The following is a 20,739-nucleotide window of genomic DNA, read 5'->3' on the forward strand; positions in this document are numbered from 1 at the left end:
TAGCGATGCTGCGATGCGCAACTAACGACTCTTGCTATTTGCGCCAAGGAAACGGTGTCTCATCGTGACGTAAGGTAAGAATTTCTACCCCCTCTTTGGTCACTGCGAGGGTGTGCTCAAACTGGGCTGAAAGCTGGTTATCACAGGTGACCACCGTCCAACCATCTTTTAAGGTAATAACCCGGTTACTGCCTTGATTGACCACAGGTTCAACGGTAAAAGTCATGCCTGGCTCGATAATAAAGCCAGTTTTAGGTAGACCAAAGTGCAGGATTTGCGGCGCTTCATGCATCATCCGACCAATACCATGACCGCAGAATTCCCGCACCACACTGTAACCTTGGCTTTCAACAAACTGGCTAATCGCATAACCGATATCACCAGAATGAGCTCCGGGGAATACTTGCTCTATGCCTTTCCACATCGCCTGATTGGCCACAGTGACGAGGCGCTGTGCTTCGCTGCTGGCTTCAGGCATCACATAGGTTTTATTGGAATCGACGATAAAGCCATTTTTCTCTAACGTAATGTCGATATTAAGGATATCGGTTGAGGCAATCACCATCTCGGCACTGGGCATGCCATGACACGCCACATGGTTAGGTGAGGCGTTGGTGCAAAATGGGTAGCCATAAGCGCCGATACTGGCAGGGGTGGCTTTGAGTTCATGACGAATAAACTGCTCGGTGAGGCTATCGAGTTCTAGGGTGGTGATACCGGGTTTGACCTTCTCATCGAGCATGGCAAACACCTCGGCCAACAGAGCGCCGCTTTCGCGCATTAACCGCATTTCATAATCGGTTTTAAGAGTGACCTCAGGTCTCACGGTGTTTCCTCAAGGGTGCTCACAATATTTCTGTGTGAATCCGCCAGATTGATTAAAAATAGTTCTGTTATATTAGAATGTTAGGTCGAATTTGTGATCTTGTCACTTCTAAGATTGCTATTTTGCATAAGAAACTGAGTTTGTATTCATTGTGAGAAGTTGTTACGTGGCTCGCATCTCCAACTGGGCAAAACTCGTTACAATAGTGTCACTAGTAAAAACAGTCACTTATGTTATGGCAATCGGTTAAGTAACTGTGACTGTTTTCGATATAAAGGAACAACACACTGAGGGCGGAGCCTGAGTGTGCGAGAAAAAGGAAGGGTCATGAAGCAAGGTTTTATCATCGGTTTGGGTTTGTTGGTTTGTTCATCTTATGGATGGGCGGAACCCATCAAAGGGACCTTTTCTGCATCGTTAATCTGTCCTGCCTACAAAAGCATCAAAAAGCAGGATAATCCAGAGAATGTGATGACTGAAGTCGCCGCGATTTACCCTGTGGTGGCTGAAAATAAACCCGGTGGCAATTGGCTGCTTTTGGAATTTCCCAATCAAGATCCTAAGCAGCGTTGGGTCAGCCGTTCCTGTGGGATTGTTTCGATTAATACCCATGCCGCAGATAAAGAGAGCCTGGGCATGAGTGAAGAGTGCCATGTCGCCAATACCTACGATTCTTATGTTCTCTCCATGAGTTGGCAAGCAGGCTTTTGTGAACACGTCAACTATCGTGGTACCAAAGCCGAGTGCGACCATCTGAATAGTGGCACATTGAGTGTTTCGAACCTGACCATTCACGGTTTATGGCCTAACAAATCCGAATGTGGAATTCATTACGACAGCTGCGCGACAACCCCACTCAATTTGCGTGATGAGACAGTGAAAGCCATTTCTCCTTGGATGCCCAACTTTTATTATTCGACCGATTTTGGTTCGCATGAGTGGCTTAAACATGGCACTTGCCAAGCATTGGATGACGACAGCTATTTTATGCAGATGAAACAGTTAGTGGAAAAGTTTGACCAGTCGGAGCTAGGCAATTTCATCCGTCATCATTTGGCGCAAGAAGTCAAAACCGCAACGATGAAAAGCGATCTGGCGAAAGTGATGGGAAAAGAGGTCGTAGATAAAATCCAACTCTCTTGTTCTGGCAGGGTGAAGAAATACCTAAGTGAAATCCGCGTTCAATTGCCTAAATCACTCAATATGGATGCAGAGATTCCGCAGTTAGTCTCGGGAGCGAAAACGGTGGACTCCTTTGCTGGCAACTGCGGTAAACAGTTCTATGTTGAAGCACCGGGAATTCAATAGGTGTCGACGGGTAAAAAGGTTCGAAAATAAAAAACCGAGGCTTGAGCCTCGGTTTTTATGGTATTGGCAACCCGCTTTCCATTAGCGCTAAACACTATTTTGAGCTGCGTTTGGCACGAGTTTTTATCACCCGATAATCGAGCGCTGCGAAATACTCTTCACGATAGAGCGTCGATTCCACCATCTGCTGCGGCACACTTAGACGGACTAACGTTCCTGCGCGAGCAATGGTTTTGGCATTTGGGCCAGCGACATACGAGATATCGCCTTTTTTGACCGTGATGCCTTTGTGCATGATAGGGGTAAAATTGATGTTCAACCCTTTTACCAGCTCAACACCAAACAGGGTCAGCTCTTTTTGCGGCGCGGTGATGGTCTCTTTAAACAGCACTTCTACGGTCACTGGTTTAGAGTGCACAATGGTCTCTAAGTGAGATACCTGATCTTTAACCGAACCCGAAAACACCCATTCATTGATCACCGGTTCCCATTTGCCTCCTAAGCGCAAACACTCCTTATAAGTGAAGCGGTTTTTCGGCCCTGCGTTCAGCGTGCAAATCTCGATCGAATGCTGTTCGGCAACGGGGAGGGTTAAACGAAATACGCAATCTTTACCGCGATGTTCGTATCGGTCGGTGACCTCTTCAACATGCAGAGTGCTTTTGCCAAGGGGCAAGTCACGGCTGTTTTCATCAATCACGATGCGACAATAGCGCGAGGCAATGTTATCGACACTGCAGCGAAAATAGTGTTCTTGTCGCTCTAAGACATTAAAATCGCGCATTAAACCTCACCAGCCGAGCTTGTGTTATGACCACGCTCTTGAGCTATCTCTTCCGCTGTCACATCACTTATCTCTGGTGTTTGGGATTTTTTCTCACGCAGCATCTGCACAATACGTTCCCCTAGTGGGTTTTGAAACGCTTTGCCCTGCGCAATCATTTGGTCAATCTCTTTATCGTGTTCATTGGTGCTTTCAACATCAATAAACGCACTGATACGCGCACGTTCTTCTTCCAGTTTTTTATCCATGTCTTCAAGAATCACTTCACGAAACCACTGCGTGTATTTTCGGTTAAATTCCGCTTCAAAGTTACGTTCAGAGAAACTGCGGACTTCGCGCATTTTGTAGCGTTTGATAAATAGCTCGACGCGATCCAATTCATCAATCGGCACGGGGTGATGAAACAGATGCTGACGCGCTTTGTACATCATCTCTTTGGTTGGCGAGTTAGCCAACTGGCGCAGGCGAATCAAGGATGGTGGCCATTCACGGTCTTCATCAAGGCGTTCAAGCAGGTTGGCTTCTAAGCGTTTGTAGGATTCAGGCGTTAAGCTGGCAGCAAACTTCATAAAATGCACGTCTGGCTCATCGCCAAAGAAGACTTTCATCTTTGAATCAAAGGCTTGCATCAGCATAAACCAAACTTTAAGAATCTGTTTGCTTTTGCCTTTTTCTTTATAAGCATCCAGCGCTTGTTTCGAATTCTGGTTGATAGTACGTGAACTATCGATTTCGCTAGTTTGGCGCTGCGCAGGGTAGCCTGCAGGCGTTTGCCCGTGGTTGGTTGCTGGCGTGTTTACGCCCGCATTCGAACCACGATTTTGTTTAGAAAGTTTACCCAACTGCGCAAGACGTTCTTCAAAGGAAACCCCAAGACTGGCAATATCTTTCGGCTTGTTGAAGTTATCTGACATACAATCAATCCTTTATCATTATGGTGTTAAGTGGGCCGAAGTAGACAAACTAGTCGTCGTGCTCATCATATAAATAATCTTGGTACTTTTGTTCAAAAGCACTGAGAGCGGATTGTTTGGCTGGGCGAAATGGCGCGTTCTGTTCCAAATTGGAAAAGGACTGGCCTTTAAAGTAATCGATCTTCTGATGCAGTCGATTGATCAGTTGAGTTTGAGAAAAGATTTTTTCCCCGGTGCCGTGCACATCTACGACAAACGCATCCCAGATATCTTGGCGACCATGCACCCCTTTTTTAAACATCAAGCCTTCAGCCCAATCGGGAATTTTTTCCATGTAGATCTCAAGAACATTGTATTGCTTCTCTTCTCGGCTGCGGTTAAGCGGAGTGATCTGCGAACGTTGGCTGCGATTGAGTTTGCCGTGATTGGTTTTTTTGTTTTGATTTAGGCGCTCGTTTTGCTCGCGCGCTTTTTCCATCAAATCCATTTCCATCACTGGCAGGGTGCGGGTTTGTGGCCCATCGATGGTGAGTGCACCGGAGAACATTTCGGTATCACGCTGTGGCTCCCGCGGTGGCAGTTTGACCAACTTCACCCAAGAGTTAGCGAAATGGCTAAGAACGGTTTTGACCATCCCTGCGTTCATTGATGTAAGCTCTGCTAGCTCCGCGACAGACGTTTCGAAATTTCCTTTTCTGTCCGCCAATTCAGCTAAAGCCAGTAGCAGCAGCTTATCTTCGACTTTATCTGTTCGATAATTCCATACTAAGTGGGTCAATTTAGAAGACATTTAAGACACCTCAATTACACATATTTCTATTATCGACAGCGGGTATTATCGTTAATTGCACTGAGATAATCAATGACGGATTCCCTTACCATTGCCCGTGAAAACTTAGGCAATATCGCCTTGTAAGCTCGATGTTACCTAGCATTCCACCTTCGGACCTTCTCGCTTGGTCAGCGAGGTTGACCCATCTTGCGATTTCCCGTACTGAGTTCTTAGAGTATGGCTGCAGATGGTGTGTATCGATATTGCTACGGCAACTTTCATTCATTAATGCGCAGCTGATCGGCATTATCTGGTGTAGCGTTTGGCAAATACCAAGCCTTTGCCAAATCAAACCAGCCAAGGTTATTGAGGTGCACATCTTGAATTTGGGCTGGCGTGCTAAGGCTCATCCAATGATGAAAGAGCGGTTGTAAATAACCTTGTTCAAGCACTTGTTCTAATAAGGTTTGCGCAGAGAGAGCACCTTCTCGCCATTTGGTGAGCCAGGTTTCAAGCTGACCCTCATCGCCGCCGCTGATTGAGCGGCGAAGCAGTGGCGTTTCCAATAACCAAGCGCCAACATGCCAAGGCTCCGGTACGGGGAAATTCACGGTACCCAGCCATACGTCAGCTTGGGCATTGCCCGTAACCCAGTCTTGATAACTCAGTTCGAGTGTTTGCAGCTCAATTTGATGGCGCGCTAAAGCGGTTTTAATCAGGGGCTGCAAGTTCGCAAATTCTGGATGTTCAGTATGATACGCGATGGTCAGTGTACGCGCTTTCGGTAATCTTATTGGCGACGCTTTTACACCTTTTGCAGTATGTGTGATGGCATGATGCCATTCGGGTAACAGACTAGAGGCGGGCACCCATAAATGGCGCACTGTGGCATCCAGTTGCGCTCCAAGCTGAAAAGGGTTGAGCTGCTCACGCAGCCAATCACGCCTTGTTAGGCTACTTGCCCATGGACTTTCGCGGTCCCACAGTAAAAAGTAGCCGCCTTTTTCCACAAATCGTTCTTCACTGGCCAAGGGGGCGCTGGGTTTAAGCGCAAGAAAATCTTGATCGCTGGTACTGGAACTGAGCAGTGTGGCGTTAGTAGACTCATGTTGTAAGCCATGACTTAATAGATTGGGCCATACCAGCAGTTCTATCTCATCCAATAATCCGCGTAGGCCAAAGTAGTGATCGAAAGCGGTTAAAGATAATCTCAGCTCATCATTGTATGAGACGCGATAAGGCCCAGTACCAATAGGCAATGCATTAAACGGTGGGCTATCACGGTGTTGGCTTGGCACAATCAGTGCCTTAGTGTGGGCAAGCAGCAGTGGCAACCTCGCATCCGCTTGACTAAGGTGAATCACCACGCTGTGTGCTGGGCCAGGTTTTATAGCATCAATATGCTTAAACAGCGGATGCGTCTTGAGGCTTACTAAGCTGGCGATGACATCGCTTATTTGCAGTAAAGCCCCATCATGAAACAATATCCCTCGGCGCAGAAAAAACTGCCAAGTCAACGGATCAATTTGTTGCCAATGGTGTGCTAAGTCAGGTTCCACCGTACCTGCCTTTTCATCAATGCGAGTTAATCCATTGAAAATTTGCCTTACCAAATGGCGCTCAGAACGGCGCAGTTCCATCGTCGGATTCAAATTTAACATTGCTCGATAGTAGGGCACTCGCAGTGTTTGGCGTTCATCATTGGTGCTGACCCCAAGTTTGGATTGCAGCATAGGCAGCAGCAGATGCGGCTGTTCTTGGAGCAAATGCAGTGCACCGTTTAGGTTGCCACTCTCTAGTAATTCTCCTGCTTTTTCGATGATAAGGTGCTGTTCATCTTTTAGTAAGGTGAGGGTGGAGTGATGACCACGCCCCGGCTGGGATTGCCAACGAATCCATTGTTGCTGCTCCATATTGAGCAGTAATGTGCGCATGTGTCTTTTAGAACAACACAAAAAATCAGCAAGTTGCTGCAATGTGGTATCAACGGCGGTAAAACCGAATTGTTCTAGTAAACGACGATATTGTTGCTCTAAACGCGCAGAGCTCTTCGGTGGTGTTGGCGTGGTCGACATAAAAGATGAACTCTTTTTTCTTCAAGTCAGCAATTTTTTACTTCACTAATTTACGGCAAGCTGAAGTCACTCTCAAGAACAACGATGCGACGAACCTCTCTAACCGAGCTTTACGTCGCAAGTCTCAATCTTTAAAGGGGATCATCATGCAGGTGAATGTGAATAAAGAGACCACTTTATGTATTTCTTTGGCTGCTAAACCGAGTAACTTTGGTACACGCTTTCATAACTATTTGTATCGCGAACTGAAACTCAACTTTTTGTATAAAGCGTTTAAAACCAGTGATATCAACAGCACTATTGGGGGGATACGTTCCTTGGGTATTCGAGGTTGTGGTGTTTCTATGCCATACAAAGAAGCGGTCATCCCTTTGGTGGATGAGCTAGATTCTTCTGTACAAGGGATTCAATCGGTGAACACGATTGTCAATACCGATGGGTATTTGAAAGCATATAACACCGATTATTTGGCGATTGCGACATTGCTAAAAGAGCATCATGTCGATCCCCATTTCACCTTTTATCTGCAAGGTGCGGGAGGCATGGCAAAAGCGGTTGCCAGTGCGTTACGAGATGCGGGATTTACCCAAGGAACCATAGTGGCGCGTAATGAGCAAAAAGGACGAGCACTCGCAGAGCAATACGGTTTTGCTTGGGCTGCGCAAACGCCAGTTGAGGGTGCACAACTGTTGATTAACGCGACACCGTTAGGAATGCAAGGTAGTGATACTGAGCAACAGTGTGCCTTCCCCACTGCAACCATTGCTGACGCTCAGGTGATCTTTGATGTGGTGGCCATGCCTGAACTTACTCCTCTCATCACTCAGGCAAAAGCACTGGGCAAATCGGTTATCACTGGCGCAAGTGTTTTTGCTCTGCAAGCGCTCGCGCAATTTGAGCTCTACACGGGAGTTCGACCAGACAGTGAACTGTTTCAACAAGCTGCCGCATTTTCACGCTTACCAGAAGAGTAATGCTCCGCCTCTTAGCCAACCCCTATGGTTAAGGGGCTGTTTTTCTCCTTGGCAATGTCACTTGTTACGGCTCAATACCTAACGCGCTATTGAGCTCAAAGGTATCGGACGTTGCCCAATTTTTCCATTTGGTTTTAATTTCTGCTGCGGTGTCATTGGTCAGATCAGGGCGTGACGGCCAATAAGTAGGGTCGTACCATCCCCAAAAGTTGGGGGCGGTGCCATTAACGGCTTTGTAAGACCACAAGTCTTAGCCGGACACACACCGTTATTTTTGCATCGCATCATCGAGAATGAAGCTTGTAGGCATGATGCCGACAAGCTCCGATGGTCACCATCAGGCACGATTAGTGCGTTGCTGCACTGAGTTTGATTTTCTGTAAGGCAGTAAAGATCATTTTTTTATCGCTATTGTGTAGATAAGGCGCAGTGATAGACGATTGAAATTCAGGGTATTGATTGGCGGTAAATTGATGTCCCGATTTTAAGTACTCGGCAATGGACTCATTTAATTCACTACCCAATTTGATAAGCGCAGGACGGACAACGGTGTTTAAATCGCGCGGCGCAGTTTTGTCATCACTTGTAGCTGATAACAGATCGGCACGGTAACGGTATTGGATGGCTTTTGCTGCCGCCATTAAGGAAACGGTAAAATCTTCGGTGCTGTCGCTATCGAGTGAATAGTGCGCACTGGCGGCTTTGGATTTTTCTAAGACCACCTCTTCACGTTTAAGATCTTCAATTGCCAAATGGTTATTCGCTTTATACAGCGCTACGTCGGGCATGTAGCTCATGCGATCATTGATCAATTTGAATACGGCTGTTTCTGAAGGTGCGGCTAAAGCCGTGGTTGGAAGTGCGAGCAAGGCGGCTAAAAGCAATTTATTCATGAATTCATCATCCTTTTGATTAACAGTAGCTTTTACTAATATTTGTATATAAAGCAACATGTTATATATCATTGAGTCAATAAAAAATCATGACAAATATGACCATCTAGCGAGAAGTTGGACTAAAGATGCAAAACTAAGACGACGACAGAAGAGGGTGAATGAGGCTGATAATTTAAGCTCATAATTTGTTACGGTATTTGAGTTAAATGGTGGGTCACCTTGGTTTAGTATCAAACTTCACTTTTACCAGAGAACCAAGAAATGAAAAAATCGTTAATCACCCTAACCCTAATGGTTGCTTTAGTTGGTTGTGATGATGCCAGTAAAGCGATTGATCAAGCCCAGAGCGCAGCCAATAAAGCCGTGGATACCTTGCAGCAAAAAGCGGATGCGTTTAGCGTTGAAAATCTGGATTTAGCGATGTTTGGTTCTGCGACGCAAAAGGCCAAAGAGTTTGCTCAATCGATTGAATCAGTCATCAATACCGATTTAAATAGCCAAGAAGCGATTGCAGCCGCTACGGATAAAATATCCAATTCCTATCAGTGTCTAATTGAGAGTTCCTCTGAAACAACCGCAAAAACAGTGTTGAACCAAGTGGTTTCTTCTATTAAAGATGACCAACTATTGGCCATCATCGACCAAGGTGTAGAGCAAGCTAAAACCGCCAAAGCGTGTGTCATGTAGCGCGCAATATCACGGTAGACAGTGCAATTTGTCAGAAAAAGTAAGGGAAGCATTGGCTTCCCTTGGGTGTGTCACTGAGTGTGCAGATTGTTAGTGCAACTGTTTTTCAATCCAATGGAATATCTTCCACCTTGTGTCTGTTGAGACCCAATGTTCAGTAACCGGAGTAATTAACGCTTCTTTGGCGCTGGTAAGGGTGTTGTACACTATATAGCTGGTGGTGGGTGGGCAAGTATTATCGTTGTAACCCCATGTCATAAATACCGGAACGGTAATCTGACGAGCAAAGTTCACCGCATCGTAATAGGGCAGAGTCGCCAGTTTCTCTGGGGTATCCATATCGGTAAAGCGAGTGAAAAGATGAGGATACCCGCCAGCTCGTCCGGCTTTATAACCCGCCATATCTGCCAATGCTGGGTGATTAACTGCCACGGCGGTGACGCGTTTATCTAATCCCGCTGTCACCAGAGCTAGACCGCCACCTTGGCTTGCTCCTTGCACAATGAGATTTTTGCCATCCCATTTGGGCTCAGTGGTGAGATAGTCGAGGACACGAAACAGGGCAACGTACACTTTTTTCATGTAGTAGCTGTCTTTGTCATCTAACCCATTGACTAAGTAGCTATTGTTCCCTTCACCAAAGGCTTTGCTTACCTCTTTATAGGTCGCTGGATCTAGGTCGGGGCGAATGCCGTGGATTTCCATATCAAAACGAATCATGCCATTTTCTGCATAGAAAAGATGTTTCTCTGGCGTCATAGGTTTAATTCCAGCGCCTGGAGGAGAGAATACTAATGGATATTTACCGGCTTTTTTCGGCACAGTTAAATAACCATAAACATATTGGCCGGTTTTATAGACCTGTATTTTCACCAAATAGCAATCGATGGTGTTATTGGAAAATTGTGCAACCCATGTTTTTTCCACATTCAAAGGAATGGCTTTCGACTCGTCAATTGCTTGTTGCCAATAATTAAGGAAGTCGGTTGGTTGTGTTGTATAGGGAGTCAGTTTTTCTGGCTCAAAGCCCAGTTTAATATGGTGTTGAACGACTTGATTGCCCGATCTATATTCCAAACGTAAATCACGAAAGCCGGGTTTATTCATCGTCCCAACATCAATGGTGGCTAAACCGTGATTGAGCGTTATGTCTCCTTGAGTATCCGCATCGAGCATATCGGGGCCGATCGAGTAATGGATCGTGCCATTTTCCAATAGCATGCCATAGTGATACAGCGAAATATTCACCAATGCTTTTTCATTAAGCTGATATAGCCAATTATCGTGATTGGGTGTGGTTACCCATAAATAGTCGCTGCGATAGGGATAATTTTCGGCGTGGGCGAAAAACGCCGCACATATAAAAAGTAGGGCCGAGAGAGCACTGAATAACGAATGTTTTCTATCCATTATTACACCTTGTTGGTCGAGGGGGTTGTTTGCTAAGTGAACCTTATGAAATACACTATCTATTGATGGGATAAGTGTGGTTCATGATTGGTTATGGAACGTTGACCTCTGTTTTATAACGAAACTCATCGAGAACATTTAAGGTATTTCACAGTTCTGTAAGTTACTTTTGTAAAAATGAAACAATGGTTTGAATTTGTGATTTTAATCGGGATGTGGTGAGCACGGGTCATCGGAAACGAATTTAGTGACCGCGCATTTCACCTCAGGTGAAATAGAAGATGAGTCAATTTAAGGTGTGTGTCCCGTTTAAGCATGTCTGTTTAGGCACAATCACTTTAAGCATGCCTTACCAAGGAATTTCTCTGCCAACGTAATCCCAAAACTGACCAGAATCACTTGGTGTGCTGCCTGCCATTAAATCGAGTAGATCTTTGGCGACATTGTCTGCGCTAAACAGTTTCCCTTGTGGAACATTAGTTTGAAATGGTTTGGATAAAGCGGTGTCCGTGGTTCCGGGATGAAGTGCCAAAACAGTGGCCTGTTTTAAACGGCGCCGCCATTCAATAGAGAGGTTTTTCACCACCATATTTAACGCCGCTTTTGAAGCGCGATAGCTATACCATCCGCCTAAGCCATTATCTTCAATGCTCCCCACTCGGGCAGAAAGCACGGCAAATTTGACCGATGGTGAGTTTTTGAATGCCGGAAAGAAAGCTTGCGCTAAAAGTAGGGTCGGTAGCGTGTTGATTTCTATACTGCGCATAAAAAATTGAGCATCGACCGATTCGATATTCTTTTCAGGTCCATGTTCTGGAGTATACAGTAGTCCGACACAATTGATCAGCCAGTCGACTTGGGTAAACTGGTTGCCAAATTGGGTGATATCTGCCGCGCTTGTCACATCCAGCGAAACCCACTTGAGATTAGGTGCATGAAAGGTGGGCACAGTGTGATGATAAGTGGCATGCAGCGTGGCATCGGGAAAACGGGCAAGCAACTCTTGGACAAAGGCGTGGCCAATTCCGCCGCTACCGCCAATCACAACGATATGGTTTGGTTTAGTCATCACTCTTTATCCTCAGGCATGATTGGCCAATCGGCCATGTCTACAGCGTAAATATCCGTAACGTTATCTTCGCCATGCCAACGTTTGATGAAGTGCTGTTCTGGGTCGTAGAGTTCAGTTTGTTTGTCCAAATTAAATTGGCGAGAACCGCGAGGATCAGCTCCGACGCCAGCCAAATACTGCCAATTGCCCCAATTTGACGCGACATCGTAGTCGAGCAATTGTGTTTCAAAATAGGCAGCGCCGTAGCGCCAATCTAGCCCCAGTTCGTGAATCAAACAGCTGGCGACTAACTGTCGACCCCGATTAGAGAGGTAGCCAGTTTCATTGAGCTGTTTCATGCAAGCGTTCACGATAGGATAAGGTGTGTGTCCTTTGACCCACTGCAAATAGCGTGAGGCGTAAAAGCTGGTCAGTGGTCGTTTGTTGGCGATCCCAGCAAATTGAAAGAGCGTGCTTTGATAACGTCTTGCATACCAATAAAAGTATTCACGCCACAGAAGCTCAAAGACAATCCAGTAGGTGGATTCATTTTGCCCCTGTTGAGCCTCGTAATGATGCAGCATCGCAACAATGGTTTTCGGTGAGACACAACCAAGCGCTAGCCAAGGAGAAAACTTAGTTGAAGATAGTTCATCGTCTAACGCATTCCTCGTCTTTTTATAGTGAGAAGCTGATGGGGTGGCAAAATAGTGCTGACAATGCACAATCGCTGCAGCTTCGCCTCCGGGATATAACGTCTGTTCCGGTGCCGCTAATGGTAAATGCAGTGAGGCTAACTGCACATTGATTGCAGGTGGTAACGAAGATGGACGAGAGCAAGGCAGCATGATGGCAAGAGGCTCAACAAGTTTACGAAACTGGGTAAAAGTGCTCGGTAACTCACTGAGGGGAAAAGGGAGTTGTCCTTGGTCAAACAGGGTATTGTTGGCCAGTTGCGATACCAGCAAATAAGGAAATTCTTGTTGAATCTGAGTACAAACTTGCTGTTCATCACTTCCGGCAAATTGATCGCAATACAGATGCGTCACGTGATAGTTTTCAATGAGGTGGCGCAATACGGTCACTGGCGTTCGATCCATGATCAGTAGTGTTTGATCATAGCGGCGCAAACTCTGAGAAAGCTCATGAACGGATTGATGGATAAACTGTTGTCGCGCTTTGCCTAATTGGTGTTGCTGAGCAAAACGCTGCAAAAATGAGGTGATTTTAGGAACGCAATAGAGGCAAATCAGCTCATCAAGCTCTTGCGCGGCTTTGTGCAGCAATTGGTTGTCATTTACCCGTAGGTCATGGGTAAACCAGTAGACCCCGTTCCGTTTCACCGTCATTCCTTTTGAATAGGCTTTACGCAAAAGTATTGCCTGTAATAGGCAGAATGAAAAGGTTAGGGGGTACCGATAGTGCTGCGTTGTGTCAGTATTTATCAGTCACTATTTATAAGGTTATGAATCGTGACGATGAAAGGCGGACAAATCGAGCTGTTGGCTCTCACCGAGCCAAAATAGATGTTCCGTGTGATCTTTATATGCGTTGTCGGTGAGACCATGCACCAGCACGGTAAGGCCATTGCGGTGCGCTTCAAGCCAAGGAATGAGCGTGTCATAAATGGTGCGGTTAAAGGCGAGCTGACAGCTCCAATGGGGATGAGGACCAACCAGTTTTTGATGAATTCGACCAACCTTAACAGGAAAGCTCTCGCCAGCTTGTTCAACTAAAGCTGTCGCCTGAGTTAACGTCGCGGCATCAAAGTAGATATGGGCATGATAGTGCGAATAGTCATTCGCTGGGTACAGTGTCATAGTCATTCTCAGTAATTGATAAGGCCGGGCAGTATGCCACAAAACCTACCCGAGAGCATAGCTCGCTGGTTTTCTGACTAAAAATCACAATGAAAAAGAGAGAATGAAAAAGGACACACACCATTAACCGGCATGGAGGGTTTAAGGTGTGTGTCCTGTTAAAATCCTTTTGATAAACGCATACTTCAAGATGAGTTTTATCTGGTGTTCGCCTCTGAACTTAAAAATGAGGTAAACTGAGACTGTCTTTTGTTTCTCTTTTGGAACTGCATTATGTCTGAACAACCACTTCAAACCTCGATTCCTAGTCCATGTCGTCGACGCTGCTGTCTCGATGAAAAGGATGTCTGTGTCGGTTGTTTTCGGACTCATCAAGAAATTCTAGCTTGGAACCAAGCCGATGATGTAAAACGCCTCGCTATTTTGCAGGAATGTGAACACCGTAAGCAAAATCGAAAGCGGTCATTTTCTTAGTCAATGAGTAACAAGGTGCTCTTTCTTTTGTCTTCTCTTCCACTACCGATTTCATACTGTGTTTAGCGGCGCTTGTTTGTAACAAGGCGAGAGTGGCTTTACTTAATTTATTGATTAATTGCGAATGTTTATATTGAAAATCAAGGTGATGTAACAGTTTCTTATTTTTGATAAGAGGCTATTTTTGACCTATGAAATTTAGTTGATATTTTTATCCATTCACGGTTGAAATACCTAATTATGAGTACCATACTTTTTTCGTCACGATGGATTGTGCAGGAGCTGAGTATGTTTACCAAAACGAAACCCGTGCGGGAAAGTTTACCAAACCCATGCGTTCATAATTGTTGTTTAGACGAGCAAGATGTCTGCCTTGGATGTCATCGAACTTTTGATGAGATACTGCATTGGCATGAGGCGTCGGTTGCTGAACAGCGTGAGATACTAAAGCGCAGTGAAGAACGTGCCGAACACGCATTTTCATACCACAAGCAGACAAGGTAGTCTTTTCCCGTTGCTTAATATATTGGCTAATGACTAGGTATTATTAAAGTTGCTTTTTAGTAACAAATTAGAATAAATGTCTAGTCAATTTGTCGTTGTACAACAATAGCTTATTTGTTAGCTTAATTTGTATGAAAACGACGACTAGTAACACCCAACCCCAATTTTTCTGGTGGCGCTCTTAAACTGAGCGGCGCAGATGAAACTCGTTCTTACGCCGCCGGAAGGTAGCTAAGAGCATTTATCCTCAATATCTCCCGGTGGCTTGCATTTTTGGAGATTAACCATGCAAAACACCGAAGCGAAACAACCTCTTACTCGAATTCTTACTGGCGATAGAGCCACAGGTCCTTTGCATCTTGGACATTATGTTGGATCGCTGCAACAGCGTGTCGCGCTGCAATATACTCACGATCAAACCGTACTCGTTGCCGATATGCAGGGGCTAACGGATAACGCGAACGATCCTAAAAAAGTCTCTTCCAATATCTTAAATGTGGTCGCCGATTATCTCGCAGTCGGTATTGACCCAAACTACACCACTATCTGTTTGCAATCACAATTGCCCGCTTTGGCCGAACTGACCATGTATTACAGCAATGTTGTGACTGTGTCACGTTTGGAAAGAAACCCAACAGTGAAAAGCGAAATCCAGAGCAAAGGTTTTGGTCGTTCTATTCCGACAGGATTTTTTACCTATCCTATCTCACAGGCTGCGGACATTACGGCGTTTCGTGCAACCTTAATTCCAGTAGGGGATGACCAACTGCCGATGTTGGAACAAACCAATGAGATTGTGCGTAAAATGAACAGCTTGGCAGGTAAAGAGATTCTGGTTGAATGCCAAGCCATGTTAAGTAATGCCTCCCGTTTACCAAGTACCGATGGCAAAAACAAGATGTCGAAGTCATTGGGTAACGCGATTAACTTGGGAGCGACCGAGAAAGAGATCAAAGCCGCGGTCAAATCCATGTATACCGATCCTACCCATCTTCGTATCGAAGACCCAGGTCAGATTGAAGGCAATATTGTCTTTACTTACCTTGATGCGTTTCATCCAGACAAAGCCTTAGTCGCGGGACTAAAAGAGCATTATCAGGCTGGCGGTTTGGGCGATGGCCAAACTAAAAAAGTGCTAGAGGAGTGCTTATTGGAAATGCTGGCGCCCATTCGCGCCCGTCGCACGGAGTTTCTTGCAGATAAAGGCCAACTTATAGAGGTCTTGCGTAAAGGCAGTGCTGCCGCTCGCGAGCGTACGCAAGAAGTCTTGCATGATGTGCGCGATGTGTTTGGCTTAAATTTGCTTTAGCACTGGCAGTCACTTGTGATGGTGAGACAGCATTGTCTAAATAGAGCCTATTTGCTGTCTCAATCTCGGTGTTTCGATATGGGACGCGATGGTGCCGTATCGGCCCTTATAAGTGTCGTTTTTTAACTAAGATGTGTTTTTGTTGATCGAGAGCCATCAAACGTCCGCTATTATGGATCACGTTGGCGACCGCAGCGATTGGTTTTGGCGGTATGTTCTCTGTGTACAGTTACATCACCCCAACCTTAACCCAAGTATCAGGATTCGAACTGAGCGACGTTCCTCTGGTCCTAGCCTTTTGGGGGCTTGGGATGGTGTTTGGCAACTTGGTGGGTGGGCGCTTGGCCGATCGTAATCTCATTCGAGCGATTTTTACAATCATGGTGTGGAATGTGCTGAGTTTAGCGCTGTTTGCTTGTGGTGCATCACACAAACTGGTCGTGTTGATTGCGCTGTTTATGATTGGTTGTGGTTTTGCATTAGTCCCAGCACTTCAGGTAAGGTTGATGGAAGTAGCGGGGCAAGCTCAGACTTTAGCGGCAGCTCTTAACCACAGTGCCTTTAATCTTTCCAATGCGATTGGCGCGAGTCTTGGTGGGTGGTCTATCGCGCTTGGCTGGGGATGGACATCGACGGGCTGGGTTGGCTGCGCTCTTGCCCTGTTTGGGATTGTATTGATGGTGTTGTCGATTGGGTATCAACGAGCGTCGGCAAGTAATGAGACGGCTCATTTAGCCAAGCGTTGGGAACATTGAACCATAACTCAAACAGTAAACTTGTCTTGTCACACAGACAAACCAGAATCAAATCACTATTTCAATCTAACGACAAAGGAAACGATGTTATGAACCATACACAGACACTGATTACATTTTCTGACGGTAAGTCGATTCCGCAAATTGGCCTAGGCGTTTGGCAAGCAACGCAGCAACAAGCCGCGGCCTCGGTCTCTCATGCTTTGAAATCCGGTTATCGCCATATTGATACTGCTGCGATTTACCAAAACGAAGAGGGGGTTGGGCAAGGGATTCAGCAGTCGGGTGTGCCGCGTGATGAAATTTTTGTCACCACTAAGGTATGGAATGACGCGCAAGGCTATCAAGAGGCGACACAAGCGTTGCACGCAAGTTTGGATCGTTTGCAGTTAGACTATGTCGACCTGCTACTGATTCACTGGCCGACGCCAAAGCAGGATCGTTTTGTTGATACTTGGCGTGCTTTCATTGACGCACAAAAAGCGGGCAAAGTACGCTCTATTGGGGTTTCCAATTTCAACGCGAATCATCTGCAGCGCCTGATTGAGGAGACCAAAGTTGCCCCAGTGATCAACCAAATTGAATTGCACCCTTATCTGCAGCAAGTGGAGTTACGTGCTTTTCATCAAGAGCACCATATTGTTACTCAAGCGTGGAGTCCATTGGGACAAGGCGAAGTGCTTAGTGATCCTGTCATTGGTACGATCGCCAAAGAGCATGGTAAAACTCCAGCACAAATTATTATCCGCTGGCATATGCAGTTGGGTAATGTGGCGATTCCAAAGTCAGTAACGCCATCGCGTATTGAGAGTAACTTTCAGGTCTTTGACTTTGAGCTCAATGATCAAGAAATGGCGCAAATCGCACAGTTGGACCAAGGGCGTAGGATGGGACCTGACCCTCTGACCTTTGGCTAATCTTAGACAAGATTTCCTTCCAATCTCCATAACAATAGGGCAGACCATTATGACGATGGACTGCCCTTATTTTTTACGTTGTGATTGACCATGCTAGTCATCGGCAAATTTAACCCAAATCTTGCCAACCCCAATTTAAGTCAGCTTTGTGTAAGCTAAGTCAACGGTGTGCAGGATTTGTTCTTAAGTGAGGCATGAGGGCAAAAATGGCGTCAAGAGAGCGTAGGGGAAAGGTTAAGCTTTTTACCGAAAGTAATGTGTCCTAATGGCGCAATGTTGTGACGAGTAGAGGTGGAATCTGTGATTGGATAAACTGGGCCTAAGCGAAAAGTGCAAGGCACTTTTATCCCAATAGATTTCAATCAAACCGGTGACGTATGCGGCTTTACACACTCGACGTTATGAAAGCGATAGCCGCCTTTTTTGTAATTACATTGCATGTGGGGCTATTTAAAGAATTTAACCATGTCTATGGCGAGATCATCCGATTGTCTGGACGCTGGGCAGTGCCATTTTTCTTTATGGTGACAGGCTTCTTTATCGGTTCAAAAGGGCTAGAAGACCGCCTCGGTGGACAAGCGTTGAAAATCGGTAAAATATTTCTGATTTCGTCACTGATGTATTTGCCATACATCTACATCAAACATGATTTCAGTGCGGATAAAATTGGCGAGCGGGTGATGTCTGATACCGTGATTATCTCCGGTATGTCATTTCATCTTTGGTATCTTTCGTCGCTGATGTTTGGTTTAGTCACGTTTAAGTTATTGATTCAGCGGGTTTCGATGGGCACCATGTGGGCCGTCTCTGCTGCGATTGTGTGTGCCTATTTTGCGGTGGATCTGTTTCCTGATCTGACGCACAACGAAAACTGGTTCCGCCATTTTATTTCAGTGCCATGCCTGTTCATTGGCTATGTTGTAAGTGGTATGGATCGAAACAAAATTCAGATGCCCGTGGTTTATACGGTGTTGGCTGTCAGTCTCATTGGTATTTATGGTTTACCGTATCTATTGCAAGGCGACGATACTCGTTCGATCATCTTGCGCCAATTTCCTATCTTTGTGATTCCATTTTGTATCGCATTGCTGCTCATCGGAGTGAAATCGCAAATGGACAATAATAGGGTCGCTGACATTGGTCGCGATTATTCGCTGCTGATCTACACCAGCCATCCCATCTGGATGTGGATATTACAAGAGTGGGTTTTGCCCCAAGCGTGGCAAACAGACACTGCGGTGGCATTGACGACGTTTGTCGTTGCGACTGCGTTTGCCATCGCGCTCAAGCACTATTGGCACGGTGCTTATCGCGTACTTAATGGCGAATCTTGGCAGCGTAAAATAAAACCGATTGCATAACTGTGTGAATTAAATTGAGCCCGCATGATGCGGGCTGTTTATTTTGTACAGAGAAAACCCCCAGCTTGGCTGGGGGGTTCCGTTGAGCTTATAGCTATAAGTCAGTTATAAAACCCCTTTCAATTTGTTAGAAATACCTTGTGGTCTGGCAACTACAAGAGTTAATCAGAAATTGAAAGGGGGTCCCAATATGGGGGACGAGAAGAGCTTAGCTCACACAAGATGGAACTGTAAATATCATATAGTATTCGCACCCAAATATAGAAGGCAGGTGTTCTACGGTGAAAAACGTCGAGCAGTTGGAGAAATCTTGCGAAAGCTATGTGAATGGAAAGACGTGAATATACTCGAGGCTGAATGCTGTAAAGATCATGTTCATATGCTTTTAGAAATCCCACCGAAGTTGAGTGTTTCAGGTTTTATGGGATATTTAAAAGGTAAAAGTAGTTTGATGCTCTATGAGCGATTTGGGGATTTGAAGTTCAAATACCGAAATCGAGAATTTTGGTGCCGGGGTTATTACGTTGATACAGTCGGCAAAAATACAAGCCAGATCCAAAGTTACATCAAGCATCAATTAGATCAAGATAAAATGGGAGAGCAACTGTCGATCCCATATTCAGGTAACCCGTTTACGGGTCGCAAGAAATAGTCATATGCAAATGTCAGATCACGATGCGCCTGCTAGGGCGCTGCTGGTAGGAGAGCCTTATAGGCGCATATGAAAAACCTCCGGCTATGCCGGAGGATATTTTTTGATTTTACGCGAAAAAACCTCATTAAAACAACGAACTGGATCTTTATGGTGATGAGCGCATAATATTAGACTTTATTAAAATAATGGAACGTAAAGTCAAATGAGCTCTGTCACACCACTTAAACGTCTGCGTCGTTTACGCAGAACTCCCGTTATTCGCACTATGCTGCAAGAACACGACTTCAAATTGACGGATTTAATTCATCCCTTATTTATTGAAGAAGGGATCACTGAGCCGCATGCCATCAGCACGTTACCCGGTATTGAACGATTGCCAGAAAGCCAGTTGGCAGATGAGGTAGAAGCGCTGTATCAACTAGGGGTCGTGCGGTCATGCCGTTCGGTATTTCACATCATAAAGATGATTGTGGCAGCGATACGTTTAACCCAGATGGTTTGTTGGCGCGGATGATTCGCACTATTAAACAGGCGTGTCCAGAGATGCTGGTGGTGCCGGATATCTGTTTTTGTGAATACACTACCCATGGTCACTGCGGCATATTTGATGGTGAACACGTCGATAATGACGCCACGTTGGACATTTTGGTGAAACAGTGTGTTGTCGCTGCGCAAGCGGGCGCGGATATGCTGGCTCCGTCATCAATGATGGACGGACAAGTTCGCGCGATTCGTGATGGCTTGGATGCGGCGGGCTATAAGCATGTGTCGATTTTGGCGCACGCTGTGAAATTTGCCTCTTCATTCTATGGTCCATTTCGCGTTGCGGTAGACAGTGAACTCAAAGGTGACCGTAAAGCCTACCAATTGGATTTTGCTAACAGCCATCAAGCGATGCAAGAAGCGCTATTGGATGAAGAAGAAGGGGCAGACATCTTGATGGTGAAACCGGGAACACCTTATCTTGATGTGGTAGCCAACCTGCGCCGTGAAACACATTTACCCCTTGCGGTTTATCAAGTCGGTGGAGAATACGCAGCGATAAAATTTGCAGCATTGGCGGGCGCGCTTGATGAAAAAAGAGCGGTCTTTGAAACCTTGACTGGTTTTAAACGTGCTGGTGCGCAGATCATCGTCAGTTACTATACAAAACAAGTTGCACAGTGGTTGGCGCAAGAAAGTGACTAGTGGCTTGTTGTCATCGATAAACACGCCGCTTTGCTGATAGTAGCGAAGCAAATGAGTAG

21 protein-coding genes and 1 pseudogene are annotated in these 20,739 nt (G+C 45.7%); 11 read left to right on the plus strand and 11 right to left on the minus strand.

Annotation, left to right across the window (positions count from 1 at the left end; all coding sequences use genetic code 11):
* Window positions 1-34: 34 nt before the first annotated feature.
* The gene (gene map, locus OCV11_RS19810) at window positions 35-826 is read right to left on the minus strand and encodes a type I methionyl aminopeptidase (protein ID WP_261897739.1); all 792 of its coding nucleotides are present in this window, start codon (window positions 824-826) and stop codon (window positions 35-37) included.
* Window positions 827-1,153: 327 nt separating this feature from the next.
* On the opposite strand from map, the gene OCV11_RS19815 reads away from it, so the two are divergent.
* Window positions 1,154-2,134, plus strand: coding sequence for a ribonuclease T2 family protein (locus OCV11_RS19815; RefSeq protein WP_261897740.1), 981 nt, complete (start codon window positions 1,154-1,156; stop codon window positions 2,132-2,134).
* Between the two features lie 94 nt (window positions 2,135-2,228).
* Here the strand turns inward: OCV11_RS19815 and OCV11_RS19820 are convergent, their stop codons facing one another.
* The 4 genes from OCV11_RS19820 to sgrR all read right to left on the minus strand — a co-directional run bounded on the left by OCV11_RS19820 (window position 2,229) and on the right by sgrR (window position 6,679).
* Window positions 2,229-2,918, minus strand: coding sequence for a hypothetical protein (locus tag OCV11_RS19820; protein ID WP_261897741.1), 690 nt, complete (start codon window positions 2,916-2,918; stop codon window positions 2,229-2,231).
* Window positions 2,918-3,832 (minus strand): hypothetical protein, encoded by a 915-nt coding sequence (locus OCV11_RS19825; RefSeq protein WP_261897742.1) that lies wholly within the window; start codon window positions 3,830-3,832, stop codon window positions 2,918-2,920. The genes OCV11_RS19820 and OCV11_RS19825 overlap by 1 nt, the downstream gene beginning before the upstream one ends.
* Window positions 3,833-3,881: 49 nt before the next feature.
* Window positions 3,882-4,622 carry a hypothetical protein gene (locus OCV11_RS19830; RefSeq protein ID WP_261897743.1) on the minus strand — a complete coding sequence of 247 codons (741 nt, stop codon included), beginning with the start codon at window positions 4,620-4,622 and terminating at the stop codon, window positions 3,882-3,884.
* Between the two features lie 260 nt (window positions 4,623-4,882).
* Window positions 4,883-6,679 (minus strand): HTH-type transcriptional regulator SgrR, encoded by a 1,797-nt coding sequence (gene sgrR, locus OCV11_RS19835; RefSeq protein WP_261897744.1) that lies wholly within the window; start codon window positions 6,677-6,679, stop codon window positions 4,883-4,885.
* Window positions 6,680-6,825: 146 nt separating this feature from the next.
* Between sgrR and OCV11_RS19840 the strand changes: the two genes are divergently transcribed.
* Window positions 6,826-7,653 (plus strand): shikimate 5-dehydrogenase, encoded by an 828-nt coding sequence (locus OCV11_RS19840; protein ID WP_261897745.1) that lies wholly within the window; start codon window positions 6,826-6,828, stop codon window positions 7,651-7,653.
* Between the two features lie 64 nt (window positions 7,654-7,717).
* Here OCV11_RS19840 and OCV11_RS19845 read toward each other — a convergent pair whose 3' ends face one another.
* Entirely contained in the window at window positions 7,718-7,900 is a 183-nt protein-coding gene (locus OCV11_RS19845; RefSeq protein ID WP_261897746.1) for a hypothetical protein, read from the minus strand.
* Between the two features lie 100 nt (window positions 7,901-8,000).
* Window positions 8,001-8,546: a chorismate mutase gene (locus OCV11_RS19850; protein ID WP_261897747.1), complete on the minus strand. Its 546-nt coding sequence runs from the start codon at window positions 8,544-8,546 to the stop codon at window positions 8,001-8,003.
* Between the two features lie 264 nt (window positions 8,547-8,810).
* Between OCV11_RS19850 and OCV11_RS19855 the strand changes: the two genes are divergently transcribed.
* Window positions 8,811-9,236, plus strand: a complete 426-nt coding sequence (locus OCV11_RS19855) for a hypothetical protein (protein WP_261897748.1) — start codon at window positions 8,811-8,813, stop codon at window positions 9,234-9,236.
* Between the two features lie 90 nt (window positions 9,237-9,326).
* Here the strand turns inward: OCV11_RS19855 and OCV11_RS19860 are convergent, their stop codons facing one another.
* The 4 genes from OCV11_RS19860 to OCV11_RS19875 form a co-directional block, all read right to left on the minus strand.
* On the minus strand, window positions 9,327-10,646 hold the full coding sequence (locus tag OCV11_RS19860; RefSeq protein WP_261897749.1) for an acetylxylan esterase: 1,320 nt from the start codon (window positions 10,644-10,646) through the stop codon (window positions 9,327-9,329).
* Between the two features lie 349 nt (window positions 10,647-10,995).
* The gene (locus OCV11_RS19865; RefSeq protein WP_261897750.1) at window positions 10,996-11,715 is read right to left on the minus strand and encodes an SDR family oxidoreductase; all 720 of its coding nucleotides are present in this window, start codon (window positions 11,713-11,715) and stop codon (window positions 10,996-10,998) included.
* Window positions 11,715-13,046, minus strand: a complete 1,332-nt coding sequence (locus tag OCV11_RS19870) for a DASH family cryptochrome (protein ID WP_261897967.1) — start codon at window positions 13,044-13,046, stop codon at window positions 11,715-11,717. Before OCV11_RS19870 ends, OCV11_RS19865 begins: the two co-directional genes overlap by 1 nt.
* Window positions 13,047-13,160: 114 nt before the next feature.
* Window positions 13,161-13,517 carry a DOPA 4,5-dioxygenase family protein gene (locus OCV11_RS19875; protein WP_261897751.1) on the minus strand — a complete coding sequence of 119 codons (357 nt, stop codon included), beginning with the start codon at window positions 13,515-13,517 and terminating at the stop codon, window positions 13,161-13,163.
* A gap of 273 nt (window positions 13,518-13,790) precedes the next feature.
* On the opposite strand from OCV11_RS19875, the gene OCV11_RS19880 reads away from it, so the two are divergent.
* The 8 genes and pseudogenes from OCV11_RS19880 (at window position 13,791) to hemB (ending at window position 20,680) form a co-directional block, all read left to right on the plus strand.
* Window positions 13,791-13,991, plus strand: coding sequence for a DUF1289 domain-containing protein (locus OCV11_RS19880; RefSeq protein ID WP_261897752.1), 201 nt, complete (start codon window positions 13,791-13,793; stop codon window positions 13,989-13,991).
* A 288-nt stretch (window positions 13,992-14,279) separates the two neighbouring features.
* Window positions 14,280-14,495: a DUF1289 domain-containing protein gene (locus tag OCV11_RS19885; protein WP_261897753.1), complete on the plus strand. Its 216-nt coding sequence runs from the start codon at window positions 14,280-14,282 to the stop codon at window positions 14,493-14,495.
* 286 nt (window positions 14,496-14,781) lie between these two features.
* Window positions 14,782-15,804 (plus strand): tryptophan--tRNA ligase, encoded by a 1,023-nt coding sequence (trpS, locus tag OCV11_RS19890; protein ID WP_261897754.1) that lies wholly within the window; start codon window positions 14,782-14,784, stop codon window positions 15,802-15,804.
* A 155-nt stretch (window positions 15,805-15,959) separates the two neighbouring features.
* A complete protein-coding gene (locus OCV11_RS19895; protein ID WP_261897968.1) occupies window positions 15,960-16,559 on the plus strand; it encodes an MFS transporter in 600 nt (199 codons plus the stop codon).
* Between the two features lie 89 nt (window positions 16,560-16,648).
* On the plus strand, window positions 16,649-17,476 hold the full coding sequence (locus OCV11_RS19900) for an aldo/keto reductase (RefSeq protein WP_261897755.1): 828 nt from the start codon (window positions 16,649-16,651) through the stop codon (window positions 17,474-17,476).
* Window positions 17,477-17,853: 377 nt separating this feature from the next.
* A complete protein-coding gene (locus tag OCV11_RS19905; RefSeq protein ID WP_261897756.1) occupies window positions 17,854-18,837 on the plus strand; it encodes an acyltransferase family protein in 984 nt (327 codons plus the stop codon).
* A 190-nt stretch (window positions 18,838-19,027) separates the two neighbouring features.
* Window positions 19,028-19,489 carry an IS200/IS605 family transposase gene (tnpA, locus tag OCV11_RS19910; RefSeq protein WP_261893050.1) on the plus strand — a complete coding sequence of 154 codons (462 nt, stop codon included), beginning with the start codon at window positions 19,028-19,030 and terminating at the stop codon, window positions 19,487-19,489.
* A 268-nt stretch (window positions 19,490-19,757) separates the two neighbouring features.
* Window positions 19,758-20,680, plus strand: a pseudogene (gene hemB / locus OCV11_RS19915) (porphobilinogen synthase).
* The last annotated feature ends 59 nt before the right edge of the window (window positions 20,681-20,739 follow it).

The organism is Vibrio porteresiae DSM 19223, assembly GCF_024347055.1.
Lineage (GTDB): Bacteria > Pseudomonadota > Gammaproteobacteria > Enterobacterales > Vibrionaceae > Vibrio > Vibrio porteresiae.

Coding starts and splice junctions, on each gene's coding strand:
- OCV11_RS19815 (WP_261897740.1), top strand. CDS start 1,154: ATGAAGCAAGGTTTTATCATCGGTTTGGGTTTGTTGGTTTGTTCATCT.
- OCV11_RS19820 (WP_261897741.1), bottom strand. CDS start 2,918: ATGCGCGATTTTAATGTCTTAGAGCGACAAGAACACTATTTTCGCTGC.
- OCV11_RS19825 (WP_261897742.1), bottom strand. CDS start 3,832: ATGTCAGATAACTTCAACAAGCCGAAAGATATTGCCAGTCTTGGGGTT.
- OCV11_RS19830 (WP_261897743.1), bottom strand. CDS start 4,622: ATGTCTTCTAAATTGACCCACTTAGTATGGAATTATCGAACAGATAAA.
- sgrR (WP_261897744.1), bottom strand. CDS start 6,679: ATGTCGACCACGCCAACACCACCGAAGAGCTCTGCGCGTTTAGAGCAA.
- OCV11_RS19840 (WP_261897745.1), top strand. CDS start 6,826: ATGCAGGTGAATGTGAATAAAGAGACCACTTTATGTATTTCTTTGGCT.
- OCV11_RS19850 (WP_261897747.1), bottom strand. CDS start 8,546: ATGAATAAATTGCTTTTAGCCGCCTTGCTCGCACTTCCAACCACGGCT.
- OCV11_RS19855 (WP_261897748.1), top strand. CDS start 8,811: ATGAAAAAATCGTTAATCACCCTAACCCTAATGGTTGCTTTAGTTGGT.
- OCV11_RS19860 (WP_261897749.1), bottom strand. CDS start 10,646: ATGGATAGAAAACATTCGTTATTCAGTGCTCTCTCGGCCCTACTTTTT.
- OCV11_RS19865 (WP_261897750.1), bottom strand. CDS start 11,715: ATGACTAAACCAAACCATATCGTTGTGATTGGCGGTAGCGGCGGAATT.
- OCV11_RS19870 (WP_261897967.1), bottom strand. CDS start 13,046: ATGACGGTGAAACGGAACGGGGTCTACTGGTTTACCCATGACCTACGG.
- OCV11_RS19875 (WP_261897751.1), bottom strand. CDS start 13,517: ATGACACTGTACCCAGCGAATGACTATTCGCACTATCATGCCCATATC.
- OCV11_RS19880 (WP_261897752.1), top strand. CDS start 13,791: ATGTCTGAACAACCACTTCAAACCTCGATTCCTAGTCCATGTCGTCGA.
- OCV11_RS19885 (WP_261897753.1), top strand. CDS start 14,280: ATGTTTACCAAAACGAAACCCGTGCGGGAAAGTTTACCAAACCCATGC.
- trpS (WP_261897754.1), top strand. CDS start 14,782: ATGCAAAACACCGAAGCGAAACAACCTCTTACTCGAATTCTTACTGGC.
- OCV11_RS19900 (WP_261897755.1), top strand. CDS start 16,649: ATGAACCATACACAGACACTGATTACATTTTCTGACGGTAAGTCGATT.
- OCV11_RS19905 (WP_261897756.1), top strand. CDS start 17,854: ATGCGGCTTTACACACTCGACGTTATGAAAGCGATAGCCGCCTTTTTT.
- tnpA (WP_261893050.1), top strand. CDS start 19,028: ATGGGGGACGAGAAGAGCTTAGCTCACACAAGATGGAACTGTAAATAT.